Annotated in this window: 17 protein-coding genes; 9 read left to right on the top strand and 8 right to left on the bottom strand. The window is 67.9% G+C overall.

Translation table 11 applies throughout. The features are described 5' to 3' along the window. Window position 1 precedes the first annotated feature (1 nt). Window positions 2–1,063 carry a retroviral-like aspartic protease family protein gene (locus LRP66_RS15765; RefSeq protein ID WP_230483558.1) on the bottom strand — a complete coding sequence of 354 codons (1,062 nt, stop codon included), beginning with the start codon at window positions 1,061–1,063 and terminating at the stop codon, window positions 2–4. A 153-nt stretch (window positions 1,064–1,216) separates the two neighbouring features. Here LRP66_RS15765 and LRP66_RS15760 point away from each other — a divergent pair, with 153 nt between their 5' ends. The 4 genes from LRP66_RS15760 (at window position 1,217) to LRP66_RS15745 (ending at window position 7,623) form a co-directional block, all read left to right on the top strand. Further along, on the top strand, window positions 1,217–3,094 hold the full coding sequence (locus LRP66_RS15760; protein WP_230483557.1) for a M61 family metallopeptidase: 1,878 nt from the start codon (window positions 1,217–1,219) through the stop codon (window positions 3,092–3,094). Between the two features lie 143 nt (window positions 3,095–3,237). Further along, window positions 3,238–3,798, top strand: a complete 561-nt coding sequence (locus LRP66_RS15755; protein ID WP_230483556.1) for a PAS domain-containing protein — start codon at window positions 3,238–3,240, stop codon at window positions 3,796–3,798. Further along, window positions 3,795–7,244 carry a chemotaxis protein CheB gene (locus LRP66_RS15750; RefSeq protein ID WP_329959286.1) on the top strand — a complete coding sequence of 1,150 codons (3,450 nt, stop codon included), beginning with the start codon at window positions 3,795–3,797 and terminating at the stop codon, window positions 7,242–7,244. Before LRP66_RS15755 ends, LRP66_RS15750 begins: the two co-directional genes overlap by 4 nt. Further along, entirely contained in the window at window positions 7,237–7,623 is a 387-nt protein-coding gene (locus tag LRP66_RS15745) for a response regulator (protein ID WP_230483555.1), read from the top strand. The genes LRP66_RS15750 and LRP66_RS15745 overlap by 8 nt, the downstream gene beginning before the upstream one ends. A gap of 21 nt (window positions 7,624–7,644) precedes the next feature. On the opposite strand, the gene LRP66_RS15740 is transcribed toward LRP66_RS15745, so the two are convergent. The 5 genes from LRP66_RS15740 to LRP66_RS15720 are packed head-to-tail and all read right to left on the bottom strand — an operon-like array spanning window position 7,645 to window position 14,119. Continuing rightward, window positions 7,645–8,925 (bottom strand): TolC family outer membrane protein, encoded by a 1,281-nt coding sequence (locus tag LRP66_RS15740; RefSeq protein WP_230483554.1) that lies wholly within the window; start codon window positions 8,923–8,925, stop codon window positions 7,645–7,647. After that, window positions 8,918–11,347, bottom strand: a complete 2,430-nt coding sequence (locus LRP66_RS15735; protein WP_230483553.1) for an ABC transporter permease — start codon at window positions 11,345–11,347, stop codon at window positions 8,918–8,920. Before LRP66_RS15735 ends, LRP66_RS15740 begins: the two co-directional genes overlap by 8 nt. A 28-nt stretch (window positions 11,348–11,375) precedes the next feature. Beyond that, window positions 11,376–12,140: a GIN domain-containing protein gene (locus LRP66_RS15730; protein WP_230483552.1), complete on the bottom strand. Its 765-nt coding sequence runs from the start codon at window positions 12,138–12,140 to the stop codon at window positions 11,376–11,378. Between the two features lie 11 nt (window positions 12,141–12,151). After that, on the bottom strand, window positions 12,152–12,829 hold the full coding sequence (locus tag LRP66_RS15725; RefSeq protein ID WP_230483551.1) for an ABC transporter ATP-binding protein: 678 nt from the start codon (window positions 12,827–12,829) through the stop codon (window positions 12,152–12,154). Between the two features lie 15 nt (window positions 12,830–12,844). Continuing rightward, complete coding sequence (locus LRP66_RS15720; protein ID WP_230483550.1) at window positions 12,845–14,119, bottom strand: efflux RND transporter periplasmic adaptor subunit; 1,275 nt, start codon at window positions 14,117–14,119, stop codon at window positions 12,845–12,847. Between the two features lie 60 nt (window positions 14,120–14,179). On the opposite strand from LRP66_RS15720, the gene LRP66_RS15715 reads away from it, so the two are divergent. Together LRP66_RS15715 and LRP66_RS15710 are read left to right on the top strand one after the other, a co-directional pair. After that, a complete protein-coding gene (locus LRP66_RS15715) occupies window positions 14,180–15,493 on the top strand; it encodes a sigma-54-dependent transcriptional regulator (protein WP_230483549.1) in 1,314 nt (437 codons plus the stop codon). Next, on the top strand, window positions 15,483–16,622 hold the full coding sequence (locus LRP66_RS15710; RefSeq protein WP_230483548.1) for a sensor histidine kinase: 1,140 nt from the start codon (window positions 15,483–15,485) through the stop codon (window positions 16,620–16,622). Before LRP66_RS15715 ends, LRP66_RS15710 begins: the two co-directional genes overlap by 11 nt. On the opposite strand, the gene glpK is transcribed toward LRP66_RS15710, so the two are convergent. Next, window positions 16,588–18,108 (bottom strand): glycerol kinase GlpK, encoded by a 1,521-nt coding sequence (gene glpK / locus LRP66_RS15705; RefSeq protein ID WP_230483547.1) that lies wholly within the window; start codon window positions 18,106–18,108, stop codon window positions 16,588–16,590. The genes LRP66_RS15710 and glpK overlap by 35 nt on opposite strands. A gap of 73 nt (window positions 18,109–18,181) precedes the next feature. Here glpK and LRP66_RS15700 point away from each other — a divergent pair, with 73 nt between their 5' ends. Both LRP66_RS15700 and LRP66_RS15695 read left to right on the top strand, forming a co-directional pair. Continuing rightward, window positions 18,182–19,693 (top strand): glycerol-3-phosphate dehydrogenase, encoded by a 1,512-nt coding sequence (locus LRP66_RS15700; protein ID WP_230483546.1) that lies wholly within the window; start codon window positions 18,182–18,184, stop codon window positions 19,691–19,693. 62 nt (window positions 19,694–19,755) lie between these two features. After that, window positions 19,756–20,511 (top strand): FadR/GntR family transcriptional regulator, encoded by a 756-nt coding sequence (locus LRP66_RS15695; RefSeq protein ID WP_230483545.1) that lies wholly within the window; start codon window positions 19,756–19,758, stop codon window positions 20,509–20,511. An 18-nt stretch (window positions 20,512–20,529) separates the two neighbouring features. Here the strand turns inward: LRP66_RS15695 and LRP66_RS15690 are convergent, their stop codons facing one another. Beyond that, window positions 20,530–21,273, bottom strand: a complete 744-nt coding sequence (locus LRP66_RS15690; RefSeq protein ID WP_230483544.1) for an acid phosphatase — start codon at window positions 21,271–21,273, stop codon at window positions 20,530–20,532. 684 nt (window positions 21,274–21,957) lie between these two features. Here LRP66_RS15690 and LRP66_RS15685 point away from each other — a divergent pair. Beyond that, the gene (locus tag LRP66_RS15685; protein WP_230483543.1) at window positions 21,958–24,738 is read left to right on the top strand and encodes a TonB-dependent receptor; all 2,781 of its coding nucleotides are present in this window, start codon (window positions 21,958–21,960) and stop codon (window positions 24,736–24,738) included. Window positions 24,739–24,791: the final 53 nt, after the last annotated feature.

Raw genomic sequence — 24,791 nt, 5'->3', positions numbered from 1 at the left:
GTCAGCGCTTGTCCCGAATGGGTGGGCAGGCCCCGGCCGTCTCGCCATTCATACGGATCGATCGCCACCCCGCGTCCGTCGACTGGACGGTCTGGCATCGGCGAAGCTGGAAGCGCACCTTCTTGGCACCGAAATCGAGCGACACGCGGCGGAAGCTTCCCATCAGGTCGGTCCCCAGCATCATCGCGGGCTGGTCGCGCAGCCCGAACAGCGCGAAGGGCGGCAGATCGGCGAAGCCGACGGGGACGTTGCGCATCGTGATGCTGCCGATCCGCATCTCGGGAACGATGGCCATCGGCACGATCAGCGTCTCTCCGGTCACGCTGACGACCGGGATGGCGGTCGTGTCGGGCGGTGTGCGAAGGCGGCGGAAAAGCGCATCGCGAAGTGCGAGATTGCCGATCGTCAGTTGCGATCCGGTATCCACCACCGCGCGGATGCCGACGCCCCCGGCGCGCGCCTGGGTCAGGATAAGCTGACCTCCCCGCCGCCGGGCGGTGACGACGATGTCGTCGGCCTGTCCGACCACGGGGCGGCGGGTGTCCTCGACCGTGATCGCGTCCGTATCGAAATCGAGCATCAGCCGCTGTCCGCGCAGCGCATCGATCCCGATCAGCCCCCGCCCGCCCAACGAAGCCTCGGGCAGGACCGGCGCGGCGATGTCGGGCACCACCACGGAGCCGATGCCCAGTCGTCCGATCAACGCCGTCTCCCGACGGCTCGCCCCCGCCATGCCGTGCAGCATCACCGGCAGCCCCGGTGGAAGCGCCAGGGCGCGGGCCAGCCGCTCGCCGATCACGGACCGGTCTGCGCCGCTATCGACCACGAAGCGATAAGGGCCGTGACCGTCGATCATGACGCCGATCGCCATGCGGGTGTCGATCTGCTCGCCCGCGACGCTTTCGCCGGTGATCTCCAGCCCGTCGTCGATCTGCGCCTCGCCGGGGGTGATCCGGGCCGCTGGTGGAGGCGGCGCCGTTGGAGGCTGGGGTACGCGCTGCGGCGTCTGCGCGATGCTGAAGGACAGCGCGCCGGCGAGCCAGACGTGGAGGCAAGCGACCATGGCCGATGATAGCACCGCCGGGGGGCCGACGCCAACGTCGCGAACCGCCCCTCTCCCCCTCCCGCCGGATAAAAGGGTGGACCCTGTCGCCGCTCCCCGCTTAAGTCGCGGTCCATGGCACGGCACGGGGGTTGGGGAATGCGGATATCGGCGATGACGGCAGCATGGGCACTGGCCGCCACGGCGCTGACCCCGGCGGCGGCGCAGAACGCTGCGACGGCGCCGCCAGCCCCGACCCGCGCCGCGGTCGAATTTGACATCGCCTTCCCGCATCCCGAACATCACGAAGCACAGGTCAGCGTCACCTATCGCGACCTGGAGGCCGGACCGGTCCGCTTCCAGATGGCGCGCTCCTCCCCCGGTCGCTATGCGCTGCACGAGTTCGCCAAGAACGTCTATTCGGTGTCCGCCGTGGACGGTGCCGGACGACCGCTGACCCTGTCGCGCACCGATCCCTATGGCTGGACCGTACCGACGCATGACGGCACGGTGACCGTCCGCTACACGCTGTTCGGCGACCGGGGCGACGGCACCTATGCGCAGATCGATCCGACGCACGCGCATTTGAATATCCCCGCGACCTTCCTGTGGGCCGCCGGACAGGACGACCGCCCGATCCGGGTCCGGTTCCACCCCGCCACGGGCTGGAAGATCGCGACCCAGCTTGCGCCGACCGCCGATCCCGACGTCTTCACCGCGCGCGACCTGCAATATTTCATGGACAGCCCGGTCGAGATGTCCGCCTTCGACACGCGTAGCTGGAGCGTCACCGACGGGGCGAAGCGCTACACCATCCGGCTGACCGCGCATCACGACGGCAGCCCCGCCGATCTCGACCGCTTCGCGGCGATGGCCCAGAAGGTCGTGGCGCAGCAGATCGCGATCTTCGGCGAACCCGCTCCCTATGATTATGGCAGCTACACGTTCCTGGCCGACTATATGCCGCAGATCAGCGGCGACGGCATGGAGCATCGCAATTCGACGGTGATCACCATGCCGCGCTCGCTCGCCGCCGCCAACTTTGCGCAGATCCAGACGCTGAGCCACGAATTCTTCCACTCCTGGAACGTCGAGCGCATCCGCCCGGCGGAGCTGGAACCGTTCGACTTCACCCGCGCCAACGCCACGCCCTCGCTCTGGCTCGCCGAGGGATTCACGCAATATTATGGCCCGCTGGCGGTCGTGCGGGCCGGGCAGATGCCGCTCGACGACTATATCGCGCAACTGTCCGGCACGCTGAACGGACTGCTCACCACCCCCGCGCGCCGCTATGGCGGACCACAGGAGATGAGCCTGCGCGCGCCCTTCGTCGATGCCGCCCAGTCGATCGATCCGACCAACGCGAACATCTTCAAATCCTATTATCCCTATGGCGCGGTCCTCGCGCTCGCGCTCGATCTGGAGTTGCGTCAATCCTTCCCGAAGTTGACGCTCGACGATTATATGCGCCAGCTCTGGCGCAATCACGGCAAGCCCGAGCGGAGCTATCGCCCCGACGACCTTCGCATCGCACTGGCGCAAGTGACCGGTGACCAGGCCTTTGCCGACCGCTTCTTCACGCGTAGCGTGACGGGCAGCGCGTTGCCCGATTTCGCGCCGCTCCTCGCACAGGCCGGACTGACGCTGCGCCCCGCCCATCCCGGTGCGGCCTGGGCGGGCGCACTTCCCGCCGCGGGCGATGGCGGCCTGACGATCACCACACCGACCGCGCCCGGCACGCCGCTCTACGATGCAGGGCTCGACAAGGACGACGTGATCCTCAGCGTCGATGGCCGACCGGTCGCCGATGCCCAGGGCTGGACCGCGCTGCTCGCCGCGCACAAGCCGGGCGACCGGCTGCCCATCGCCTATCGCCAGCGCGGTGGCGAGCGGCGGTCGGAGCTGACCCTGATCGCCGACCCGGATATGCAAGTCATACCCAATGAGCGTCTGGGCCAGAAGCTGACGCCCGCGCAGACGCGATTTCGCCGATCCTGGCTTGGCCCGCGTCCGGTGACGCCGGGGCCCGGCCCGGTCGCCGACGCTTCCTGACGGCGCGCACTCTTTCATTACGGTTCGGGAACGGTGCCGCCGCTCGAAGGTTGACCCATGTGAAGTATTCGGGGACAGCCGACGATCTCGGCGCTTGCGGAGGGACCGACGCCATGCGAATGCGCGTCAAGGAGCCAGAGTTCGTGCACCAATTTGATATTCCGGCCCATTTGGCCAGCTACCTGGACAAGTCGCCGATCGCGCTGGCGCTGGCGGATTCGTCCGAGGACAATCCGCTGATCTTCATCAATCACGGATTCCGCGAACTGACCGGCTATACCAGCGAGGACATGATCGGCCGGAATTGCCGGATGCTCCAGCGCGACGCCAACAATGTCGAGGCGCGCGACCGGATCCGCGAATTCCTGGCCAATGATCGCCAGGTGAACGTCCGCACGATGCTGGTCAATTTCCGCAAGGACGGCGCGCCGTTCATCAACCTGCTCTACATGTCGAAGCTGCGTCAGCTCGGCGGGAAGATGCCCTTCATCTTCGCATCGCAGTTCGACGTCAGCCGCTCCCATCCGGACAAGCTGGCCGCCTATGATGCCGAACTGGGCAATACGCTGGGCCGCCTCACCCCGATCCTGGCCGAAAGCGGTATCGTGCTGGAGGGCTCGCTGACCGCGATCGCCAATACCGCCGCCACCATCGCCCAGGCCAAGCTGACCTTATCGGACCTCGACCGAGCAGCCTTTCCGTGAGCGGCGACGCCCCCGATGGCGGGACGACAGCAGCGGACAAGAAGGGCGCCATGACGGTTCCCGTGGTCGGCATCGGCGCCTCCGCCGGTGGGCTGGAGGCATTGCGCGAAATGCTCACGCCCGCGCGCGCGCCTACCGGCATGGCGTTCGTCGTGGTTCAGCATCTCGATCCCAATCACGAAAGTATGCTGGCCCAGCTCCTCGACCGGCACACCAATCTGGAAGTGCGCCAGTGCGAGGGGTCGGAGCGGATCGAGGCGGACCGCGTCTATATCATCCCGCCGGGGCGTGGCCTCGCCATCCGCAGCGGCGTGCTCGAGCTCACCGACTTCGTCCAGCCGCGCGGACTGCGTCGCCCGATCGACGACTTCTTCCTCTCGCTCGCCAGCGACCAGCAGGCGAATGCGGCCTGCGTGATCCTGTCGGGGACGGGCGCCGACGGCACCACCGGGCTTCGCGCGATCAAGGAAAATGGTGGCGTCGGCGTCGTCCAGAAGCCCGAGAGCGCGCGCTATGACGGTATGCCGCTGTCGGCGGTGGGCACCGGGCTCGTCGACTTCATCAAGCCTGCGGGCGAGATCGTCGACTGCCTTCGCGCCTTCTTCGCGCGCCGTTCGGGCGATCCGAAGGAGCATGAGGCGGAGGTCGTCGCCGATCATATCGACGATCTGTGCCGCGTCCTGCGCAACGCGGTGGGTCACGACTTTTCGGGCTATAAGCGCACCACACTGGTCCGCCGGGTCGAGCGGCGGATGCACGTCCTGGGCATCGGCACGGGTTCGGCCTATCTGGCGCGGGTCAAGAGCGACTCCGACGAGTGCGAGGCGCTGTTCCGCGACCTGCTGATCAACGTCACCCGCTTCTTCCGCGATGCCGAGTTGTTCGAGACGCTCAGGACGAAGGCCGTCCTGCCGCTGACCCGCGCACGCGATCCCGACGAGGATATCCGCATCTGGATCCCCGGCTGCTCGAGCGGCGAGGAAGCCTATAGCATTGCGATGATGTTCGCCGAGGCGGCCCGCGAGACGGGGCAGCCGCTGGCGGTCCAGATCTTCGCGACCGACATCGACGAACAGATGCTGCAGATCGCGCGCGACGGCACCTATCCGGCGTCGGCGCTGGCCGACATCCCGGCCCCGCTGCGCGAACGCTACACCATTCCCCATGCCGAGCGCTTCACCGTCGCGGGTTTGATCCGCGACATGATCCGATTCTCGAACCACAGCCTGGTGAAGGATCCACCCTTCTCCCGGATCGATCTGGTGTCGTGCCGCAACCTGTTGATCTATTTCGATGATCGGTTGCAGCAGTCGGTGCTGCCGCTGCTCCATTACGCGCTGCGACCCGGCGGCTATCTGTTCCTCGGCCCCTCCGAGAGCGTCGGGCGGTTCGATCATCTCTTGCCTGCGATCGATGGCCACGCCCGGCTGTTCGAGCGCTCCGCCACCTCGCCATCCTACCCCATCGAGCTGCCCGGCGGGATGAGCCGCAGCACCCGGCGGCGTGGTGACCGCAACGAGCGCGACGGCGGCGGCGTCACGAGCGATGAGGGCGCCGCGCTGCGTCGGATCGTCGACCGCTATGCGCCGCCCAGCATGGTGGTCAATCAGGATGGCGGCATCCTGGCCGCATTCGGCAAGCTGAGCCGCTACTTCACCTTCCCCGTGACCCGCGCGGGCGGGTCGAGTGCGACGACGCTGGCTCGCCCCGGTCTGCGCGAGGTGATGGGCCCGATGCTCCGCCAGGCGCGGGACGCGCGCAAGAGGATCGCCGCGCGCGACGTGGCGGTGACGACCGAGTTCGGTATCCAGAAGGTCGAGGTGATCTGCGACCCGCTGACCGACGGCTCGCTGCTGTTCCTGTTCCGCGATACCGAGCCGTTCAGCCCGGTCGAGGCGAGCGACCTGGCCGACCTGGAGCCGGGCGACGATCATATCGAGGCGCTGGAGGACGAACTGCGCCTGACGCGGCACCGGCTGCGCTCGACCGTCGAGGAGCTGGAGACCGCGAACGAGGAGCTGAAGAGCTCCAACGAAGAAATGATGTCGATGAACGAGGAGCTTCAATCGACCAACGAGGAATTGTCGACCGTCAATGACGAGCTGAAGACCAAGGTCGACCAGCTCACCGTCGCCAATTCGGACCTGCGGAATTTCTTCGAATCGACCGATCTGGCCGTCGTCGTGCTCGACCGGAATCTGCGGGTGCGCAGCTATACCGAAGCCGCGCGGACGATCTTTCCGCTCCAGCCGAGCGATCGTGGCCGGTCGCTGGCGGATGTCGCGACCCGGCTGTCCACCACCGATTATCTGGACGGAGCGGCCGATGTCGCGGCGGGCGGGCCGCCGTCGCAGCAGCGGGTGACGACGCGCGATGGCGGGCGGACGCTTTCGCTGCGCATCCTGCCCTATCGGACGCAGGGCGACGGCATCGACGGCGCGACCCTGGTCCTGACCGACATCACCGATGCGCTGAGCATGGAGCGCGAACTCGCGGCCGAGCGCGAGCGGCTGGACCTGGCGATCAAGGCGGGCGGCATCGGCGTCTGGGAGTATCGCGAGGATAGCGGCGAGATCTTCCTCGACGGAACGGGGCGGACGCTGTTCGGCATTGGCGACAAGGAACCCGCCGACCGGTTCGACCAGATGCTCGAGCGCATCGTCGCGGAAGATCGCGCCGCGGTCGCGAAGGCGCTTGCCGAGGCGATGGCGAGCCGCGGTGATTTCGAGATGACCTTCCGCCTCGACGTTGCGGGCAAGCAGCGCTGGATCAAGGGTTTCGGCCGTGTCGTCACCGCCGCCGCGCCGCACCGGATGGTCGGCGTGTCGATCGATGTGACCGCCGAATATGGCATCGCCGAAACCCGCGAGCTGATGCTGCGCGAGATGAACCATCGGGTGAAGAACCTGTTCGCGATCATCTCGGGCATCGTTTCCGCGGCGGCGCGGTCGCATACCGACGTGACCGAAATGGCCGACGATGTGCGCGAGCGGATCGCGACGCTGGGCCGGGCGCATTCGCTCGCCTCGCCCGCCGGGGAGCAGCAGGCGATCGAGCTCGGGGCGCTCGTCGAGGCGACGATCGCCCCCTATCAGGGCCAGTCGAAGATCGTCGTGGATGGACCGCGCCTGCTGGTCGACCGCCGGTGCCTGTCGCCGCTCGCGCTGATCCTGCACGAATGGGCGACCAACTCGGTCAAATATGGCGCGCTGGCGAACGACGAAGGCGAGCTGTCGGTCGGCTGGACGCTGGCGGATGGCACATTGACGCTGACATGGACCGAAAAGGGTGGCTCCACCGTTGTGGACGAAAAGGCCAAGGGCTTCGGAACATTGCTGGTTCAGACCTCGTCCCGGCAGTTGGGCGCGCAATTGGAGCGGAATAGCTCCGACGAGCGTTTCATGCTGACCCTGACATTGCCGGAGACGGTGCTCTCGAATGACTAAGACGGTTCTATTGGTCGAGGACGAGTTCTTCGTCGCGCTGGATCTACAGTCGATCATCGAGGATGGCGGCTATGAGGTCGACGGCCCCTATGTCAGCGTGGAAGAGGTGCTGGCGCATCTCGATGGCGACCAGCCGGATCTGGCCTGCGCCATTCTCGACGTGCGGCTGCGCGATGGCGAGGTGTTTCCCGCCGCCGAGCGGCTGCGGCAGGCTGGCGTGCCGCTGATCTTCCATTCGGGCCATGCCGACGAGCGGGCGCTGCAATCGCGCTATCCGGGCGCGGCGGTGTGCGGGAAGCCCTGTTCCCCGTCACTGCTCCGCCGCACCCTGTCGATGGCGGTATCGGGCCCGAACGAGGGCGACCGCGAGGCTAGCTGAACGCCCCCCACCGGTCGTCCCTCAGTCGAAGGCCCCCCGCCCCATCCGTCCGGTCGCGCGAAGCAACGCGGCCTGCGCCGTCAGCACATCGACCTTCGCCCGCGCCACCGCCAACTGGGCCGAGCGATAGCTCTGATCGGCGACCAGAATATCGATGGTCGAGCGTAGCCCGAAGCCATATTCGGCGCGCACGCCCTTCAACGCCAGATCGGCCGCCGCCAGCCCCTCCGCACTGGCCTTAAGACGCCCTTCGGCGGCGGTCAGCGAGGCCCAGGCGGTATCCGCCGCCCGCACCACCGCGCGGGACGCGGCATCGGCATCGAAGCGCTCGGCCCGCCGCAAAGCTTCCGCCTGCCGGACACGCGACGCCACCAGCCCCCCGGTCAACAGCGGCACGCGGAAGGCGAGCCCGGCATTGGCGGCGCTGTCGAACCCCTGGGCGCCGCCGCCCGCCCATTGCACGCCGCGACCATAGCCACCCGTCAGATCGATCGCCGGGGCGCGTTCCGCGCGCGCCTGGTCGATCCGCGCGGTGGCCGCCTCGACGCGGCGTTGCTGGGCGAGCAGCACGGGATTTCCCGCCTCGGCGGCGTCGCGCGCATCCGCCAGGCTGCGTGGCAGCGTGGACGGCGGCGCGATCCCGGCGTCCAGCGTGCCCGCGTCGCGTCCCACCACGGCCCGATATGCCGCCGCCGCCGTCGCGACCGCGCCCTCCGCGTCGATCAGGTTGGACACGACGCTGGCCCGCTGCGCCTCGAGCTGGGCGACGTCGGTCCTGGTCGCCTGCCCCAGGCCGTAGCGGGACCGCGCCTCCGCCACCTGGCTGTCGAGCCGCTCGATCCCCACCCGCGCCACTTCGGCCGCCTGCTGGGTATAGAGCAGGTCGGCATAGGCGCCGACCACGCGCTCCAGCACATCGGCCTCGATATCGCGAAGGGCCTCCCCTCCCGCCGCGACATCGCCGTTCGCCGCGCGCACGGCGGACGATACCCGGCCGCCGGTCCAGATCGGCAGCGTCGCCGATACGCCGCCCAGGGCGCTGGTCGCACCGGTCCGCGTACCGGTGCTGTCGTAACCCAGCCGGTCGTACCCGGCATTGCCCGTCGCCCCGGCGGTCAGCCGTCCCGGCGCGCGGGCCTGGTCAGGGGTCTCGCCAAGCGCATCCTGCCGGGCGCGGGCGGCGGCGAGTTCGGGATTGCCCTCCCACGCCGCCGCGATCGCCTCGCGCAGGGTCTCGGCCGAAACCGGTGCCGCCGCGATCAGCGCCACCCCGATCAATAGCCAGCGCGCCGCCCTAGTCATGACGCAGCGCCCAGGCGGGGGCCGCGCGGCTGGCGCGCATAGACTGGCTGAGTACGGTCAGCACCGCGATGCTCAACGCCAGCGCGGTCGCCGCCGCGAAGTAGAGCGGCGACAGGCTGATCCGATCCTCGAACCCGGCGAGCCAGGTCCGCATCGCGAGGAAGGCGAGCGGCCAGGCGACCAGATTGGCGATCAGCACGGGGCGCAGGAATTGCCCGACGAGCAGGCGGACGATGTCGGTGGCAGATGCCCCCAGCGTCTTGCGGATACCGATCTCCTTGACGCGCCGCTGCGTGTTGAACGAGGCGAGGCCCCAGAGCCCGACGCAACCGATCAGGACGGCCAGGCCAGCGCCGATGCCGAACAGGCGGGTGGCGCGATCATCGGCCTCGTAGAACTCCTCCAGCTTCGCATCGGCGGTCTTGGCGTCGAAGGGGACATTGGGCACCATCTGTTGCCACAGGTTGCGCGCCGCCGCCGTCATGGCGCGCGGATCACCCTGGAAGCGAAGCGAGATCACCGGGCCGTCCATCGAATTTTCGGGCTTGAAGTCGTAGACATAATAGGTCGCGCTATTGGGCACATGGGGCGAGAAGAAGCGCATGTCGTCGATCACGCCGATGATCGTCCGCGGCCGATCGCCACCCACGGTCTTGCCGACCGCCTCCTCGGGCGTGCGGAAGCGCAAGGTGGACAAGGCCCGGCGGTTGATGATGATCGCATTTGGCTGTCCCTTCGGCGTCGACCGGTAATCGTCGCCACGATGTGCGTCGTCGAAGAAGCGGCCCGCCAGCAACCGGGTGCCATAGACCTTGAAGAAGTCGGCCCCCACCTCGATCCGGCGCAGCGATGGGCCGTCGCCCGGAACCCCCGGTAGCGGAACATTGTCGGCATTGTTGTTGCCCGCACCCCCGACCGCGCTGTCCCCCACCGTGGCGGCGGAGACGTTGGGCAGGCGCCTGAAGGCCTCCAGCACGGCGCGGCGACGCGGTGCCTCGATCAGCGTGTCGGCGATCGACGAGATCGTCAGAAGTCCGTCACGGCGAAAGCCGAGATCGGTCGAGCGGAGATGCCGGGTCTGCGCGACCAGCACCAGCGTGCCGATCATGAAGGCGATGGCCAGACCGAACTGAAAGATCACCAGCGCCTCGCGGATCCGCGTACCCGCACGCCCGCCACCCGGCGCGCGCGCCGAGGCGAGGACGCTCGCCGCCGGAAAGCGCGACAACAGAACCGCCGGATAGGCCCCCGCGAGCAGGCCGACGACGACCGTCAGCAGCGCGAGCGCGGGGATGACGACCAGATAGGGAATGGACAGATCGAGCCCGCCCGCCGCGTTGACCAGCGGGAGCCCCAGCTCGGCCAGGATCAGCCCGCCGAGCGCCGCGATCGCAACGGTCAGGATCGCCTCTCCCAGGAATTGCGAGATCAGGGCCGGACGACTGGCGCCCAGCACCTTGCGCATCGCGACTTCACGCGCGCGCAGACCGGAGCGTGCCGTCGCCAGGTTCACGTAATTCACGATCGCGATGATCAGGGTCAGGACACCGACCAGACCCAGCGTCACCGTGGTCAGCTTGCGGCTGGCGCTCTCCCGCCCCTGCGGCTCGAGATGCATCTTGGTGATCGGCATCACGTCGATGTTCAGCGACCTGGACGCATTCGGCCCCATGTCCGACAGCGCGCGCCGGTCGACGAAGCTGGGCATCCTGGCCGCGAAGGCACGCGCCGCGCCCGGCGTGTCGAATTTCAGGAAGGTCTGGAGCGACGAGCTTCCCCAATGGCTCCACCATTGCTTCGCATTCGCCGGGGGGTCGCGGGGAAGCGGCACCAAAATCGCATTCTCGCCAAGCTCGGTGTTCTTGGGCAGATCCTTGAAGACGCCCCCGACCCGGTAATTGCCGATCTGGTCGACCGCGAGCTGGATCGGCTTGCCCACCGGGTCGGCCGACCCGAAATATTTGCGCGCCGTCGTCTCGTTGATCAGCACATTGGTCGGCACCTTCAGGGCATCGCCGCTGCCGCTGACCATCGGGAAGTTGAGGATCTGGAGGAAATTCGGGTCGACCTGCACGATATTCTCGGCCGTCGCGACACGGCCCTGAACGACACTGCCGCCCGTGCCGCGCAGCCGTGTTCCCTGGATACCGGGGAAATCCTCGCGCAACTGGTCGAGAAGGCCGCCCATCGTCCAGTTGCTCGGGCCGTTGAACGGACTTTCGGGCATGTTCCAGACCGACTGCGCGACATAGATCTTGTCATGGTCGGGCAGCCACTTCTCATAGCTGGTCTCGAACCGGACATAGAGGCCCAGCACCAGGAAGACGGCGATGCCCAGCGCCAGCCCCCCGATATTGAGCGCGGCGAACAGCTTGTGGCGGACAAGCGAGCGATAGAGCGACAGCAGCGCGAAGCGGTTCATGAGGTCAGCCTCCCCTTGGTCCCGGCGGTCAGGCGCAGGTGACGCGGGCGAGCCCGCTCTTCGACACGGTGCAGCGCGGATGGCCATCGACCGTCACGCTCGCCATGCCGCTCGCACCGATCTGCGCCTGCTCCGTGCTGCGCGCGCGGACCTTGGCCGTTCCGCTGGCGCCGATCGTCACGCTCGGTGCGGACAAGCCGCGCGCGTCGACATCGCTCGCGCCACTGCCATCGATGCCCAGTTGCCGCACGGCGCCTGCGACGCGAAGGACGCTGGCGCCCGAAGCGTCGAGGCTGGCGCGCTCCACCTGAAGGCCGCCCACGCTGAGCTGGCTGGCGCCGGACAGGCCGAAGCTGGCCGATCCGCCGCGAAGCGCGGGCAGGCGGACCACGCCCGCCCCACTGGCGGTGACCGCGAAGGCGCGGGTCGCGAGCGCGGGGAGCGTCATCTCGCCCGCGCCGCTGACATTCACAGCCTGCAAGGCCGGAAGCGTGATCGCGATCGCCACGCGACGGTCGTGGCCGTTGCAGCTATCGCTGCGGCGACGGATCCGGAGGGTCGAGCCGTTGGTGTCGATGCGCAGATTGGCGATGTTCGCCGCGCGGCCCCGTGCCGTCACGGCATAGGCCGATCCCAGCGCGACGGTGACGACGTCACAGCCGCTGAGTTCGATCCGGTCGAAGCCGCGAACCTCGAAACCGCGCGCGGTCTGGTCGGCCGTCTGTGCCGGGGCGGCCATTGCCGCTGCGGCGATGGCGAGCGACAGGAGCGCAATGCTGGAAATGGTCTTCATCATGGGTCCTTTCAGATCGCGCGCATGGCGCTGGCGACGATACGGCCGTCGAGCATGTCGATGCGGCGCTTGGCGAGGTCGGCATGGCTGGGCGAGTGGGTGACCATCACGATGGTCGCCCCCGCCTCGTTCAGGCCGGTGAGGATGTTCATCACCTGCTCGCCATTGGCGGTGTCGAGATTGCCGGTCGGTTCGTCGGCCAGGATCAGCTTGGGATCGCCGACGATGGCGCGCGCGATCGCCGCGCGCTGCTGCTGACCGCCCGAGAGCTGGTGCGGGAAGTGGCGGGCACGGTGGGCGATGCCGACCCTGTCCATCGCCGCCGCCACCCGCGCGCGCCGGTCACCGACATCGCGGCGATAGGCGAGGCCGAGCGCGACATTCTCCTCGATCGTCAACTCGTCGATCAGGTTGAAGCTCTGGAACACGAAGCCCAACGTCTCGGCGCGGAACCGGGCGAGGTCCTTCTCGTCCATCGCGGCCAGGTCGCGGTCGCCGAACAGATAGCGTCCGCCCGTCGGCCGGTCGACGGTGCCCAGCGTGTTGAGCAACGTCGACTTGCCACAGCCCGAAGGCCCCATGATCGCCAGGAATTCTCCCTGTGCGACGTGCAGGTCGATATCGTGGAGCGCGGTCGTCTCCACCTCGTCGGAGACGTAGCGGCGCTGAATGCCTTCCAGTCGGATCATGATCTCGGTCCCCTTTTAGCGGATGTTGAGTATGTCGCCCTTCACGGACGCGGTGTTGCTGATGACGATGCGCTCGCCGGGATTGAGGCCGGACAGGATCTCCACCTGCTCGGGATTGCGGCGGCCGGTGCGGACGGTCCGGCGGCGGGCATGGGCGCCGTCCGGATCGAGGACGAAGGCCGCATTGCCCCCCGCCTCCAGCCAGCCGCCGACGGGCGCCACCACCGCGCGGCTCGCCGCACCCAGGGTGATGCGGATGTCGATCGTCTGCCCGCGATTGAGGCCGGTCGGCGCCTTGTCGAAGGTCAGTTCGACCTGGAAACGCCCGTCCTTCACCGCCGGAAGCACCTTCGATACGGTCAGCCTGGCGCCGTCCGAGGTCGTCGCCTTCTGCCCCACCGCGACGCGGCCGAGATAATATTCGTCGACCTGCGCGACGAGCTTCCACGAACCCTCGCTATCGACCTGCCCCGCCGGGTCGCCGGGCTTGAGCGTCTGGCCCGGCTGGATGACGAAGTTGGTCAGTCGGCCGCCAGCGGGTGCGCGGATGGTCAGCCCCTCGAGCCCCGCCCGCACCGCCGCCATATTGCCCGCAAGCCGTGTCTGGGTGTCCGACAGCCGCGCCGACTGGGTGGCGGTGATCCGCGCCTCGGTCGCGGTGCCGGACCTGAGCTGGGCGAGGCGCTTTTCCTGATAGGCGGCCTCTTCCTCGAAGCTCTTCACGCCCGCATCCGACAGAAAGCCCTGATCGTGAAGCTGACGCCGGATACCCAGATCGCGGCGCGCCTTGATGAGGTCATATTCGGCCTGCGCCACCTGGCCCGCGCGGTCCAGCTTGCTGCGCTCGATCCCCAGCCCCTCGCTCGCGACGCCGCCGAGCTGGCTGGCGATCTGGGCCTCGCGGGTCAGCACGTCGAGCTTCAGTTGCGGATTGGCGAGCGTGGCGAGCGGCTGGCCCTCCGCGACCATCTGGCCGTCCTGCGCCAGCAGCTTCTCGACCTGCCCGCCCGACAGGACGCCGACCAGCGTGGTGACGCGCGGCGTGACGGTGGCGCGGACCGGCAGATAGTCGTCGAACGCGGCGCGGGTCACGTCGCCCGTCTCGATATTGGTGGCGGCGATGTCGGTCGACCCGGCGGCGGGCAGGAAACGCCAGATCAGCACCACGGCGGCGATCACCAGCGCGGCGATCATCACCGGCTTGCGTCGCCACCAAGGGGTCGCCTTGCGCTCGATCCGGCGGTCCATCGCCGCACCCGGCGCGGTCGAGCCGGAAGTATTTGCGCCCATGCTGTGTTCGGTCATCATGGGGACAATGTCACCCAATATGGCCGAAAAACCTAAAGCCCTATGAAACCGCCACTTTCTCAGAGCAGCGCCGAATCCGACCGTTCGGGACCGAACGCACCGTCCGGAAACGGACAGCTACCGGACGGGTCAAGCCCGCTTTCGATCCTGGTCATCGACGACAATCCGCGCATCGCCGAATCGCTGGCCATCGCGATCGAGATGGCCGGGCACCGGCTGGACGTGGCAAATGGGCCGGAGGAAGGCTTCTCGCGGCTCGCGGCGCAGCGTTACGACGCCATCCTGCTCGATCTCAACTACGCCGCCGGGCGGACCGATGGCGGAGAGGGACTGACCATGCTCGCCCGGCTGCTCGACGACGATCCCGCCGCCTGCGTCATCGTCATCACCGCGCATAGCGGCATCCGGCTGGCGGTCACCGCGATGCAGGCGGGCGCGCGCGACTTCGTGATGAAGCCGTGGCGCAATGCCGAACTGATCGCGAAGATCGAAACCGCCGCCCGGCGGCGTCCGAGCCAGCCGGACCAGCCGACCGCCCCGGCCGCGGCGGGCGATGTCGGCGAGCCCGTCCGGCTGCTCGGGGACAGCGCCGCGATCGAACAGGTGCGCGTCATGATCCGCCGGATCGGCCCGACCATGGCCGGCGTGGTCGTCACCGGCCCCTCGGGTGCGGGTCGGAGCCTGATCGCGGCGGCGATCCATGCCGCATCGGCGGGAGCGGGCCGGGCGATGGCGCGGATCGACCTGCGCGATCCGATCGCCTGGGACCGGCTGGACGAGGGCGGGCCGGGGGCGACCCGTCTGCTCCGCCACCCCGATCGGCTCGATCCGATCGCACAGGCACGGCTGCTCGACCGGTTGGCGGCGGAGGATCGCTACATCGCGATCGCCGACGATCCGCGCGCGATCACCCCGGCGCTCGCCCGGCGGATCGCCACGGTGGAGATCGCCGCCCCCTCGCTCGAACAGCGGCGCGCCGACATACCAGTCCTTGCCCGCCACTTCGCCCGGATCGCGGCGGAGCGGCATGGCCGCCCCCTGCCCCGTTTCACCCCCGCCGCCGAGGCGCTGTTCGCCACGGCCCATTGGCCAGACGAGGCACGTGGCCTCGCCGCCGCGATCGAGCGCGCGCTGCTGCTCGGCGACGACGGCGTGATCGAGGCGGCGCTGCTCGCCCCCGCCGCGCCGATCGCCGTCGTCGCATCGCTGCGGAGCAGCTTCGATCTGGACGAAGCCGAGCGAAGCATGATCGAAGCCGCATTGATCGAGCACCACCACAATGTCACCCATGCGGCTCATGCGCTGGGGCTCAGCCGGGGTGCGCTGTATCGTCGGATGGCGCGACATGGGCTTTAAGCGGCCCGACCTTCGCATCGTCGCCATCGCGTTTTCCGCGCTGACGCTCACGGTATGCGGCGGCCTGTTCGTGCTGGCGTGGCAGGACGGCATGTTGGGGTCGTTGCTCGGGCTGGCGCTGACCGCGATCTGGCTGATCCTGACGGCCTGCTGGACGGTGATGCGCCGCCGCCTCGTCGCCGAGCCGTCACCGGCCGCGCGCGCCGTCATGGACGGTCCGCCGCTCGCCGCGCTGGTCGATCAGATCCCCCTGCCGCTGCTGCGGATCGATCGCGGGCGCGCGCGGGCGATCAATCGGGCCAGCCGGATGCTGTTCGCGACCGACGACCGGCTGACGCCGACCCCGCCCGAGTTGCTCGACCCGCAGGAGCGGCGTTTGCACCATGAGGGGCGTAGCTGGCGGATCGAGCGCGTCTCGGGCCACGATCAGGCGCTGGCCATGCTGGTCGATATCGAGGCGGAGCGCCGCGCGGCGGAAGCCCATGCCGACAACGAGATGATCGACATATTGGGTCACGAGCTGCTCAACGGCCTGTCGCCGATCGTCTCGCTCGCCGACAGCGCGCAGGTGGCGGCGGAGCGCGGCGATGCCAGACTATCGGCCATATTGGCGACGCTGGCGCGCCGGGTCGAGGGGCTGGAGCGCTTCACCCGCGCCTATCGTCAGCTTGCGCGCCTGCCCGATCCGGTGCGGACGGCATTGTCCCCGGACGAGCTGGTCGGCGATCTGGACCGCCTGTTCGCCGAGAAATTCGGTGGCCGAGTGACGCTATCGACCCAGGTGGCGCAAGGCGTCGCCGCCTGGGGCGACCGCGATCAGCTGACCCAGGCCGTCTGGGCGCTGTTGCACAATGCGGCGGAGGCCGCGCTGGCGGGATCGGTCGACCCGAGGGTGACATTGACCGTCGGCCAAGGCGAAAATGGCCTCCGCATCGGCGTGGCGGATAGCGGCTGCGGGGTTCCCGGCCCCGAGCGCGCGCGCATCTTTCGCCCCTTCCACACCACCAAGCCCGAAGGGTCCGGCATCGGGCTGACGCTGGCGCGCCGGATCGCGCGGGCGCATGGCGGCGATCTCACCCTCCTGCCGGTCGCGGTCACGACGTTCGAGATGACGATTCCGCCGGGCTGACCGCCGGGGCCAGCGTTCGCGCGACCGCGTCGCGCCACCCCGCCACCAGCGGCGCGCGTCCCGCCTCGGTCATGCTCGGCTCGAAACAGCGTTCGCGCGACCAGAGCCGCTCGAGTTCGTCGAGCCCCGACCAAAGGCCGATCGCCAGTCCGGCAAGGAATGCGGCTCCGCGCGCGGTCGTCTCCAGATCGACGGGCCGCTCGACCGGCGTGTCGATCATGTTGGCCAGGAAACGGCACAGCCAGTCGTTGGCCGCCATCCCGCCATCGACCCGAAGGATCGCGGGCGCCTCCCCCGCATCCGCCGCCATCGCCTCGGCGAGGTCCATCGTCTGGTAGGCGACAGACTCCAGCGCCGCACGCGCCAGATGCGCCGCGCTCGCCCCCAGCGTCAGTCCGTAGATCGCGCCGCGCGCATCGGGCTGCCAATAGGGCGCGCCCAGACCGACAAAGGCGGGGACCATATAGACGCCGTGGCTGTCGGGCACCTGCGTCGCCAGGTCGTCCGTCTCGCTGGCATGGGTGATGACGCCCAGCCCGTCGCGCAGCCACTTCACCGCCGCGCCCGCGACGAAGATCGAGCCCTCCAGCGCATAGCTCGTCACGCCGTTCAGCCGGTAGGCGGGCGTGGTCAGCAGCCGGTGGCGCGACGGAACCGCCGTCTCGCCCGTGTTGAGCAGCATGAAACAGCCGGTGCCATAGGTCGACTTGGCCATGCCGTGGCGGAAACAGGCCTGGCCGAACAGTGCCGCCTGCTGGTCCCCCGCCATGCCCGCGATCGGGATCGCCGCGCCCAGCAGATCGGGATCGCTGGTGCCATAGACATGCGCATTGTCATGGACCGATGGCAACAGCGCCATCGGCACGTCGAGCAGTCGGCACAGATCCTGGTCCCAGCGTCCATGGTGAATGTCGAACAGCATCGTGCGGCTGGCATTGGTGATGTCGGTCGCGTGGACCGCCCCGCCGGTCAGCCGCCATAGCAGGAAGCTGTCGATCGTCCCGAACGCCAGTTCGCCACGCGCCGCGCGCGCCCGCGCGCCCTCGACATGATCGAGCAGCCAGGCAAGCTTGGTCGCGGAGAAATAGGGGTCGATCAACAGGCCGGTCCGCGCGCGGACCATATCCTCCGCGCCATCGGCCTTCAGGCGTTGGCAAAGCGCGGTTCCGCGCCGGTCCTGCCAGACGATCGCGTGGTGGATCGGCTCGCCCGTGGCCCGGTCCCACACGACCACCGTCTCGCGCTGGTTGGTGATGCCGATAGCGGCGATGCCGTCGGCTCCGACACCACTCTCCGCGATCGCCCGGCGCGCGGTCGCCAGCGTGTCGCGCCAGATATCCTCCGGATCATGTTCGACCCAGCCGCGCTCGGGATAATGCTGGGCGAATTCGGTCTGGGCGATCGCGACGCGGCGCGCCGCGCGATCGAAGACGATGCTTCGCGTCGAGGTCGTCCCCTGATCGATCACCAGAATATGCGACGCCATCGCCTCTCCTTCCATTTCCGCTCAAACCCGGCATGGTGTAGCCATGACGCGGTCGAGGATAGGGACAGGCGGCATGGCGGACCAGAGCGGAACGACGATCGACCTGCTGATCGTCGGCGGCGGCATCAACGGCGCGGGGATCGCGCGCGACGCCGCCGGGCGCGGCCTGTCCGTCCTTCTGGTCGAGCAGGACGATCTGGCCGGGCACACCTCCTCCGCCTCGACCAAGCTGATCCATGGCGGGCTGCGCTATCTGGAATATGGCGAGTTTCGCCTGGTGCGCGAGGCGCTGATCGAGCGTGAACGGCTGCTCGCGATGGCACCGCACATCATCTGGCCGCTGTCCTTCGTCCTGCCCCAGACCCGCTCGCCGCGCCCCGCCTGGATGGTGCGGCTGGGGCTGTTCCTCTACGATCATCTGGGCGGCCGCATCCGCCTGCCCGGAACGCGCACCATCCGGCTCGATCGTTCGCCGTTCGGCGCGGGGCTGTCGGCGCGAGGCGGCAAGGCCTTCGTCTATTCCGACTGCTGGGTCGAGGACAGCCGCCTCGTCGTCCTCAACGCGCTCGACGCGGCGGAGCGGGGAGCGCGGATCGAAACCCGGATGCGGCTGCTCGACGCGCGGCGCGACGGCGAGGGGTGGCGCGCGACGATCGAGGCCGAGGGCGGTCGGACGCGGGTCGTGCGGGCGCGTATCCTGGTCAACGCGGGCGGTCCGTGGGTTGCCGACGTGATCGCCCGCGCACAAGGCTCGCGGGCCGATCGCGGCGTCCGCTTGGTCAAGGGCAGCCATATCGTCGTCCCCCGCCTCTATGACGGCGACCACGCCTTCATGCTGCAGAATGATGATCGCCGGATCGTCTTTGCCATTCCCTATGAAGGCGCGTTCACGCTGGTCGGCACCACCGACGAACCCTGGACCACCGCGCCCGGCAAGGCGACGATCGGGGCGGCGGAGACGCGCTATCTGCTCGACACGATCAATCGCTATTTCACCCGCAACACCGCGGAGAGGGATATCGTCTGGAGCTATGCGGGTATTCGTCCGCTTTACGACGACCACGCCGCCGACGCCTCGGCGGTAACGCGCGACTATGTCCTCGATCTGGACACCGGTCCGGCAGGCGCGGGCCTTCCGCCGATGCTCAACATATTCGGGGGCAAGATCACCACCTATCGCAAGCTCGCCGAACATGCGCTGCATGAACTCGCGTCCTTCCTTCCGCCGACCGGTGGCGGCTGGACCGCGGGCGCGCCGTTGCCCGGTGGCAACATGGCGGAGGGGGATTTCGAACGCTTCCTCCGGACGCTTGTTGCCGAGCGCCCCAGCCTGCCGCCAGCGCTGCTGCGACGGCTGGCCCGCGCCTATGGCACGCGCGTCCGGGTCATGCTGGGAGAGGCGCGCCATGTCGCCGATCTCGGCCCCGATCTGGGCGGCGGACTGCACCGGATCGAGGTGGACTATCTTGTCCTTGTCGAATGGGCACGGACCGCCGAGGACATCCTCTATCGCAGGAGCAAGCTGGGCCTGCATGTACCGGCCGGGACCGCCGAACGGCTCGCCGACTATCTCGCCGCGCGCTAGGGTCGGGCCGTCCGACTGAAGTGCTTGACCAATATGCTCCGCCGCCTCCAATAATGGGCGTGATGGACAACACCCCCACGACGCAGGACCGGCTCTACCGGGAACTGGCCCGCACGCTGATCGCCGAACTGGTCGAAGGCCGCTATCCGGTCGGCACCCGTATGCCGGCCGAGCGCGAATTGGCGACGCGCTTCGACGTCAGCCGCCCGGTCATCCGGGAAGCGCTGATCGCCTTGGAAGTTCAGGGCTTTATCGAGGTCCGCATCGGTTCGGGCGCGCATGTCGTCGCGCTGCCCGGACAGGGAGAGACGCCCGACTTCGGCGTGTCCGCGATGGAGGTGGCCGAGGCACGGCTGTTGTTCGAACCCGAATCCGCCGCGCTGGCCGCGACTCAGATCACCGAAGCCGAACTGGAAGAGCTTGCCGCGCTGGTCGACGCCATCGAGGAAGAGAATCGCGAGGTCGGTGGCGCCTTCCGTGCCGACCGCGCCTTCCACACGCTGATCGCGCGCGTGACCCGCAACAGCGCGATCCTCGAGACGATCGACCGGCTGTGGGAGCAGCGCGAGCGTTCGGCCGAAAGCGCGCTGCTCGACGCCAAGGTCCGCGCGATCGACGTGCGCCCCATCGTCGAGCATCATGCCGCGATCCTCGAGGCGTTGCGCGCGCGGGACTCGCTTGCCGCACGGACCGCGATGCAGCGTCACCTGACCGCCGCGCTGGAAGGGCTGCTCATCGCGAGCGAGGCCCGCGCGGTCGCCGAAGTCCGGCAGGCGCTGGCCGCCAAGCGCGACCGCACCGCGCATCTCAAGATCTGACGCAGCGCCGGGCGGCGGTCAGCGCGGCTTGGCGGCCGTGAGATCGCGGCGGTAACGGGCCAGTTCCTCGGCCGCCGCCGCCATGTCGCGGCGGAATGCGGCATCGCCATGCTCTCGCGCAACCAGCGCGCTCGCCGCCAGATAGCCGCCCTCGACCGCGCTTTGCGAGTGCGACCCGCAGATCCAGCGGCTGTCGCCATAGTCCCTTCCACGCGACAGGATCGCACCGGCGCGATCGGGCATCAGCTCCGCCATCACCAGGGCGAAGCTCCAGCCATTGGCGGTATGGCCCGAGGGATAATCGCCATTGGCCATCAGCGACGCCGTGCGCGGCTCGCAGATCGGCAGGTCGGTGCCCATGAAAGGCCGCCGCGACTGCCAGTGCGACTTGGCCGCGCGGATGGCGGCCGACCGATCCGTACCGAAGCGGGCGAGCAGACCCTGGGTTACCGGCAGCTTGGTCCAGTCGGGTCGAAAGCCAAGCGCGTCGGCGAAGCGGGCGCCGAGATCGCTGGAGACATCGGCGGTCGCTTCCTGCCACCGCGCCATGCCGCGCATCGCCCGGCTGTCACGAAACGCCGCCGCATCGGCCAGCGCACGCGGTGATCCCGGCGTGGGTGGCCCCGGAAGGATCCGGACCAGATCGATGCCGCCATCCGCCGCAAGATACCCCGCCACGTCCTTCGCCTGCGCCGCGCCGGGAACGAGCAGCAGCGCACCGGCGGCCATCAGAAGCGTCGTTCGCAAAAGTCCGTCACCCATATCCCTTGCCCAGCTCCCCTTGGCGGCCATCGCCCGCCCGCATCCCATGGCGGAAGGTCGATGACAATTCCAGATTTTCCGGGCTCCGCCTGCCTGGCTCCCTGACCGCAACCGCCTTCGGGCGACGATGACCGAACTGGCCAATTGGCCGAACCAATCGAGGTAATACCAATCAAGACTCAGGTCGCTGGCTGGGTAAATATGTCGCTCAAGCGCCGCTCTTCGAATTCCACCAAATCCCGGAAATCACGTGTTAGGGCTATCATGAAATATTTGTCATGAGACTAAGTTATTCAAATTACGTGCCGAATCTATCACTTTAAATGTTAATACCAATTTTTCCCTCAAACCGTTTGTAGGCCCGTTGACAGGCATGACCATTCCATGTCACCGATAAGACCATAAGATTACAAGACCGCGATGCAGGAAGAAATTTTCGGTCCGCCAGAACGGCTATCCGCACATGACCTGAAGGTCGGGCGGCGGCAGGGTGGCGGACTTCGGAAGGGCTCCGCGTCCTGACGCAGCAGATGTGACGACCGATCCCGGTCCGTGAACGGCATGTCCGTTCCGGCCGATGGCGACCTCTGCCTGTCCGATGGCCGCGCACGCCCTTCCGGCAAAAATGTCTCGGGGAAGCCCGGCGCGATGTGCCCGCGCCGGGATCATAGGGAGGGAATGAGCATGACCATGTCACCGCGCAGCGGCGCGTCGCGTACCGGCCGCAAAAGACTGCTTCAGACGACCGCCTTCACCGCGGCCTGGATGGCCTCGGCGATGATCGCCGCGCCGGGCTGGGCGCAGACCGCCGGAGCGGGCGTCAGCCTGACCGCCGCAGCCGCCGCCGACACCGGTCAGGCCACCCCGCAGGCCGACACCGCCAGTGACACCGGCCAGAACGAAATCACCGTCACCGGCTATCGCCAGAGCATCGCCTCCGCGCTTGCGGCGAAGCGCAACGACATCCGCATCACCGACGGCATCTCGTCGGAGGATATCGGCAAATTCCCCGCGCAGAACGTGACCGAGGCGATCCAGCGGATCGCGGGCGTCCAGATGTCCAACATCAACGGGCGCGGCTCGACGATCAGCATCCGTGGCCTGGGCCCGCAATATGCGCGCACCACGATCAACGGCCAGACCTTCGCCAGCGCCGACTTCAAGGACGGCTTCCGCTACGACATCATCCAGACCGATCTGGCGAGCGCGATCCAGGTCATCAAGTCGCCGACCGCCGACATGGACACGGGCGGCCTGGCGGGCACCGTCAACATCGATACGGTCAAGCCGCTCGCCTATAAGGGCCCGAGCTTCATCGCGGGCGTGAAGGGCTATTATTCCGACTTCCGCGGCGGCGTCACCCCCAAGGTGAACGCGGCCTATATCAAGCGCTTCGCCAATGACACGATCGGCGTGATGCTGGACGTCGGCTACCAGAAGCTGCAGGATCGCGGCGACTATCTGTTCATCAAGAACTGGTATCAGCCGGGCGCCGTCGCGGGGGCCCCGAATGCCCAGGTGCCCGGCAATCTGCGCTATCGCCGGATCGACCGCGACACCGAACAGCTGATGGGCAGCGGCGCTGTCCAATGGAAGCCACAGGACAATTTCGAGGTTCTGTTGCAGGGCGAATATTCGCGCGACCACACCCGCTACGACACGCGCCAGATGGTGTTCGGACGCTGGGCCGCCTCGGCGGTCACGGTCAACAGCACCGCCAACGGCGTCGCGAACAATATCGGGATCAGCAACTTCAACGTCGACAACAACGACCAGCCCGAACTGCGCAACCTCCAGACACAGGCCTATACCGGCACGATCAACTGGAGCCCGGGCGACACCACCCATATCCGCGCGATCGGCCATTATACGCAGGGCGACGCCAAACTGTACGAATGGGCGACGATCGACGAGGTCAACTTCGCCCAGGGCGGCACGCTGGACATCACCGATCCGCACAACGTCAAGTGGAACACCGCCAGCCTGACCGACGGTTCGATCTACAACATGGCGAACCGGACCTGGTACGCCTTCGTCGACGGCGCGACGCATATCCAGTCGGCGCGCGACCGTGCGGTCCAGGCCGACCTGACCCAGGATATCGACTTCCACGGGATCAAGGCGCTGGTCTTCGGCGCCAAATATCACCACGAGAGCTTCGACACCAAGGCGTATCGCCATGACCGCGACGCCGACGTCAGCGATCCGGTCACCTATCCCGAATTCGCCTTCATCCCCGATCTGTCCAAGACCGGCGTGCTGGTGAACAACTTCCTCGGCGGATCGATGTCGATCCCGCACAGCTTCCTGTCGGTCAATGCGCCGCTGTGGCAGCAGATCCTGCGCGACAAGGGCTTCGCCGTGCCCGACACGCCCGACTGGCCCAACACCTACCGCGTCGACCGCTATATCCCGGCGGTCTATGCGATGGCCAATATCGACGGCTCGTTGTTCAGCCTGCCGCTGCGGGGCAATGTCGGCGTCCGCTACGAGCATACCCACCAGAACGTCACCAGCAGCCTGACCGACGGCACCGACAGCAACGCGACGCTGCTCGGCCAGCAGCATGTCGTGCAGGATTATGGCAACGTCCTGCCCAGCGCCAGCTTCGCGCTGGACCTGACGCCGCGGCTGGTCGCCCGTATCGCCGCCGCCAAGGTGTTGGTCCGCCCACTGCTCAACAGCCAGACGCAGATGGCCGATACCATCACCCGCGTCACCACCAGCCTGCGCCCCAGCGTGTCGGTGGCACAGGGCGAGAGCCGCCTGAAGCCGCTGACCGCCAACCAGCTCGACCTCAGCCTGGAATTCTACCACGGCAAGGGCAATTCGATCAGCGTCGCGGGCTTCTACAAGGCGGTGAAGAACGGCACCTTCACGCAATTCTACTGCCCGACCTCGTTCGACGGCGTGGCGCTGAACGGCGTGGTCAGCGATTGCCAGTCGGCCGACCTGAAAACCGATTACAGCTTCAGCCGCGTGCTCAACGACAACCGGGTCATCCATATCAAGGGCGTCGAATTCTCGGCTTCGCAGAATTTCGACATGATCCTGCCGGTCAAGGGCTTCGGCGCGGTCGGCAACGTCACCGTGGTCGATACCGATGCGAGCGCGATCGGCACCGGCTTCAACCTGCGCGACCTGTCCAAGCTGACCTGGAACCTCACGCCCTATTGGGAAGACGAGATGTTCAGCGTGCGGCTGTCGGTCAATCACCGCAGCTCCTATGTCCAGGACGCGGCGTCGAGCTTCTTCGTCAATGGCGGCCTGACCCATGTGGTCCGCCCGCGCACCCAGATGGACCTGGCGCTGGGCTTCACCCCGGTCAGCTATCTGAGCTTCACGGCGGGCATCATCAACCTCAACAACACGCATGAGGATGCCTATCAGACCAACGCCGACACCTTCCAGCTCGCCAGTCGGACGGGTCGCACCTTCTACCTGTCCGCCTCGACGCGCTTCTGATCTCCCCCCTGAAGGGCGGACTGCCGTGCGGGCCGGTCCGCCCTTCCCTTTTT

It is taken from the genome of Sphingomonas sp. Leaf21, assembly GCF_916858675.1.
In the GTDB taxonomy this organism is placed as follows: domain Bacteria; phylum Pseudomonadota; class Alphaproteobacteria; order Sphingomonadales; family Sphingomonadaceae; genus Sphingomonas.
Note: the sequence above shows the minus strand (reverse complement) of the source record. Positions and strands in the feature narration are given on the sequence as shown.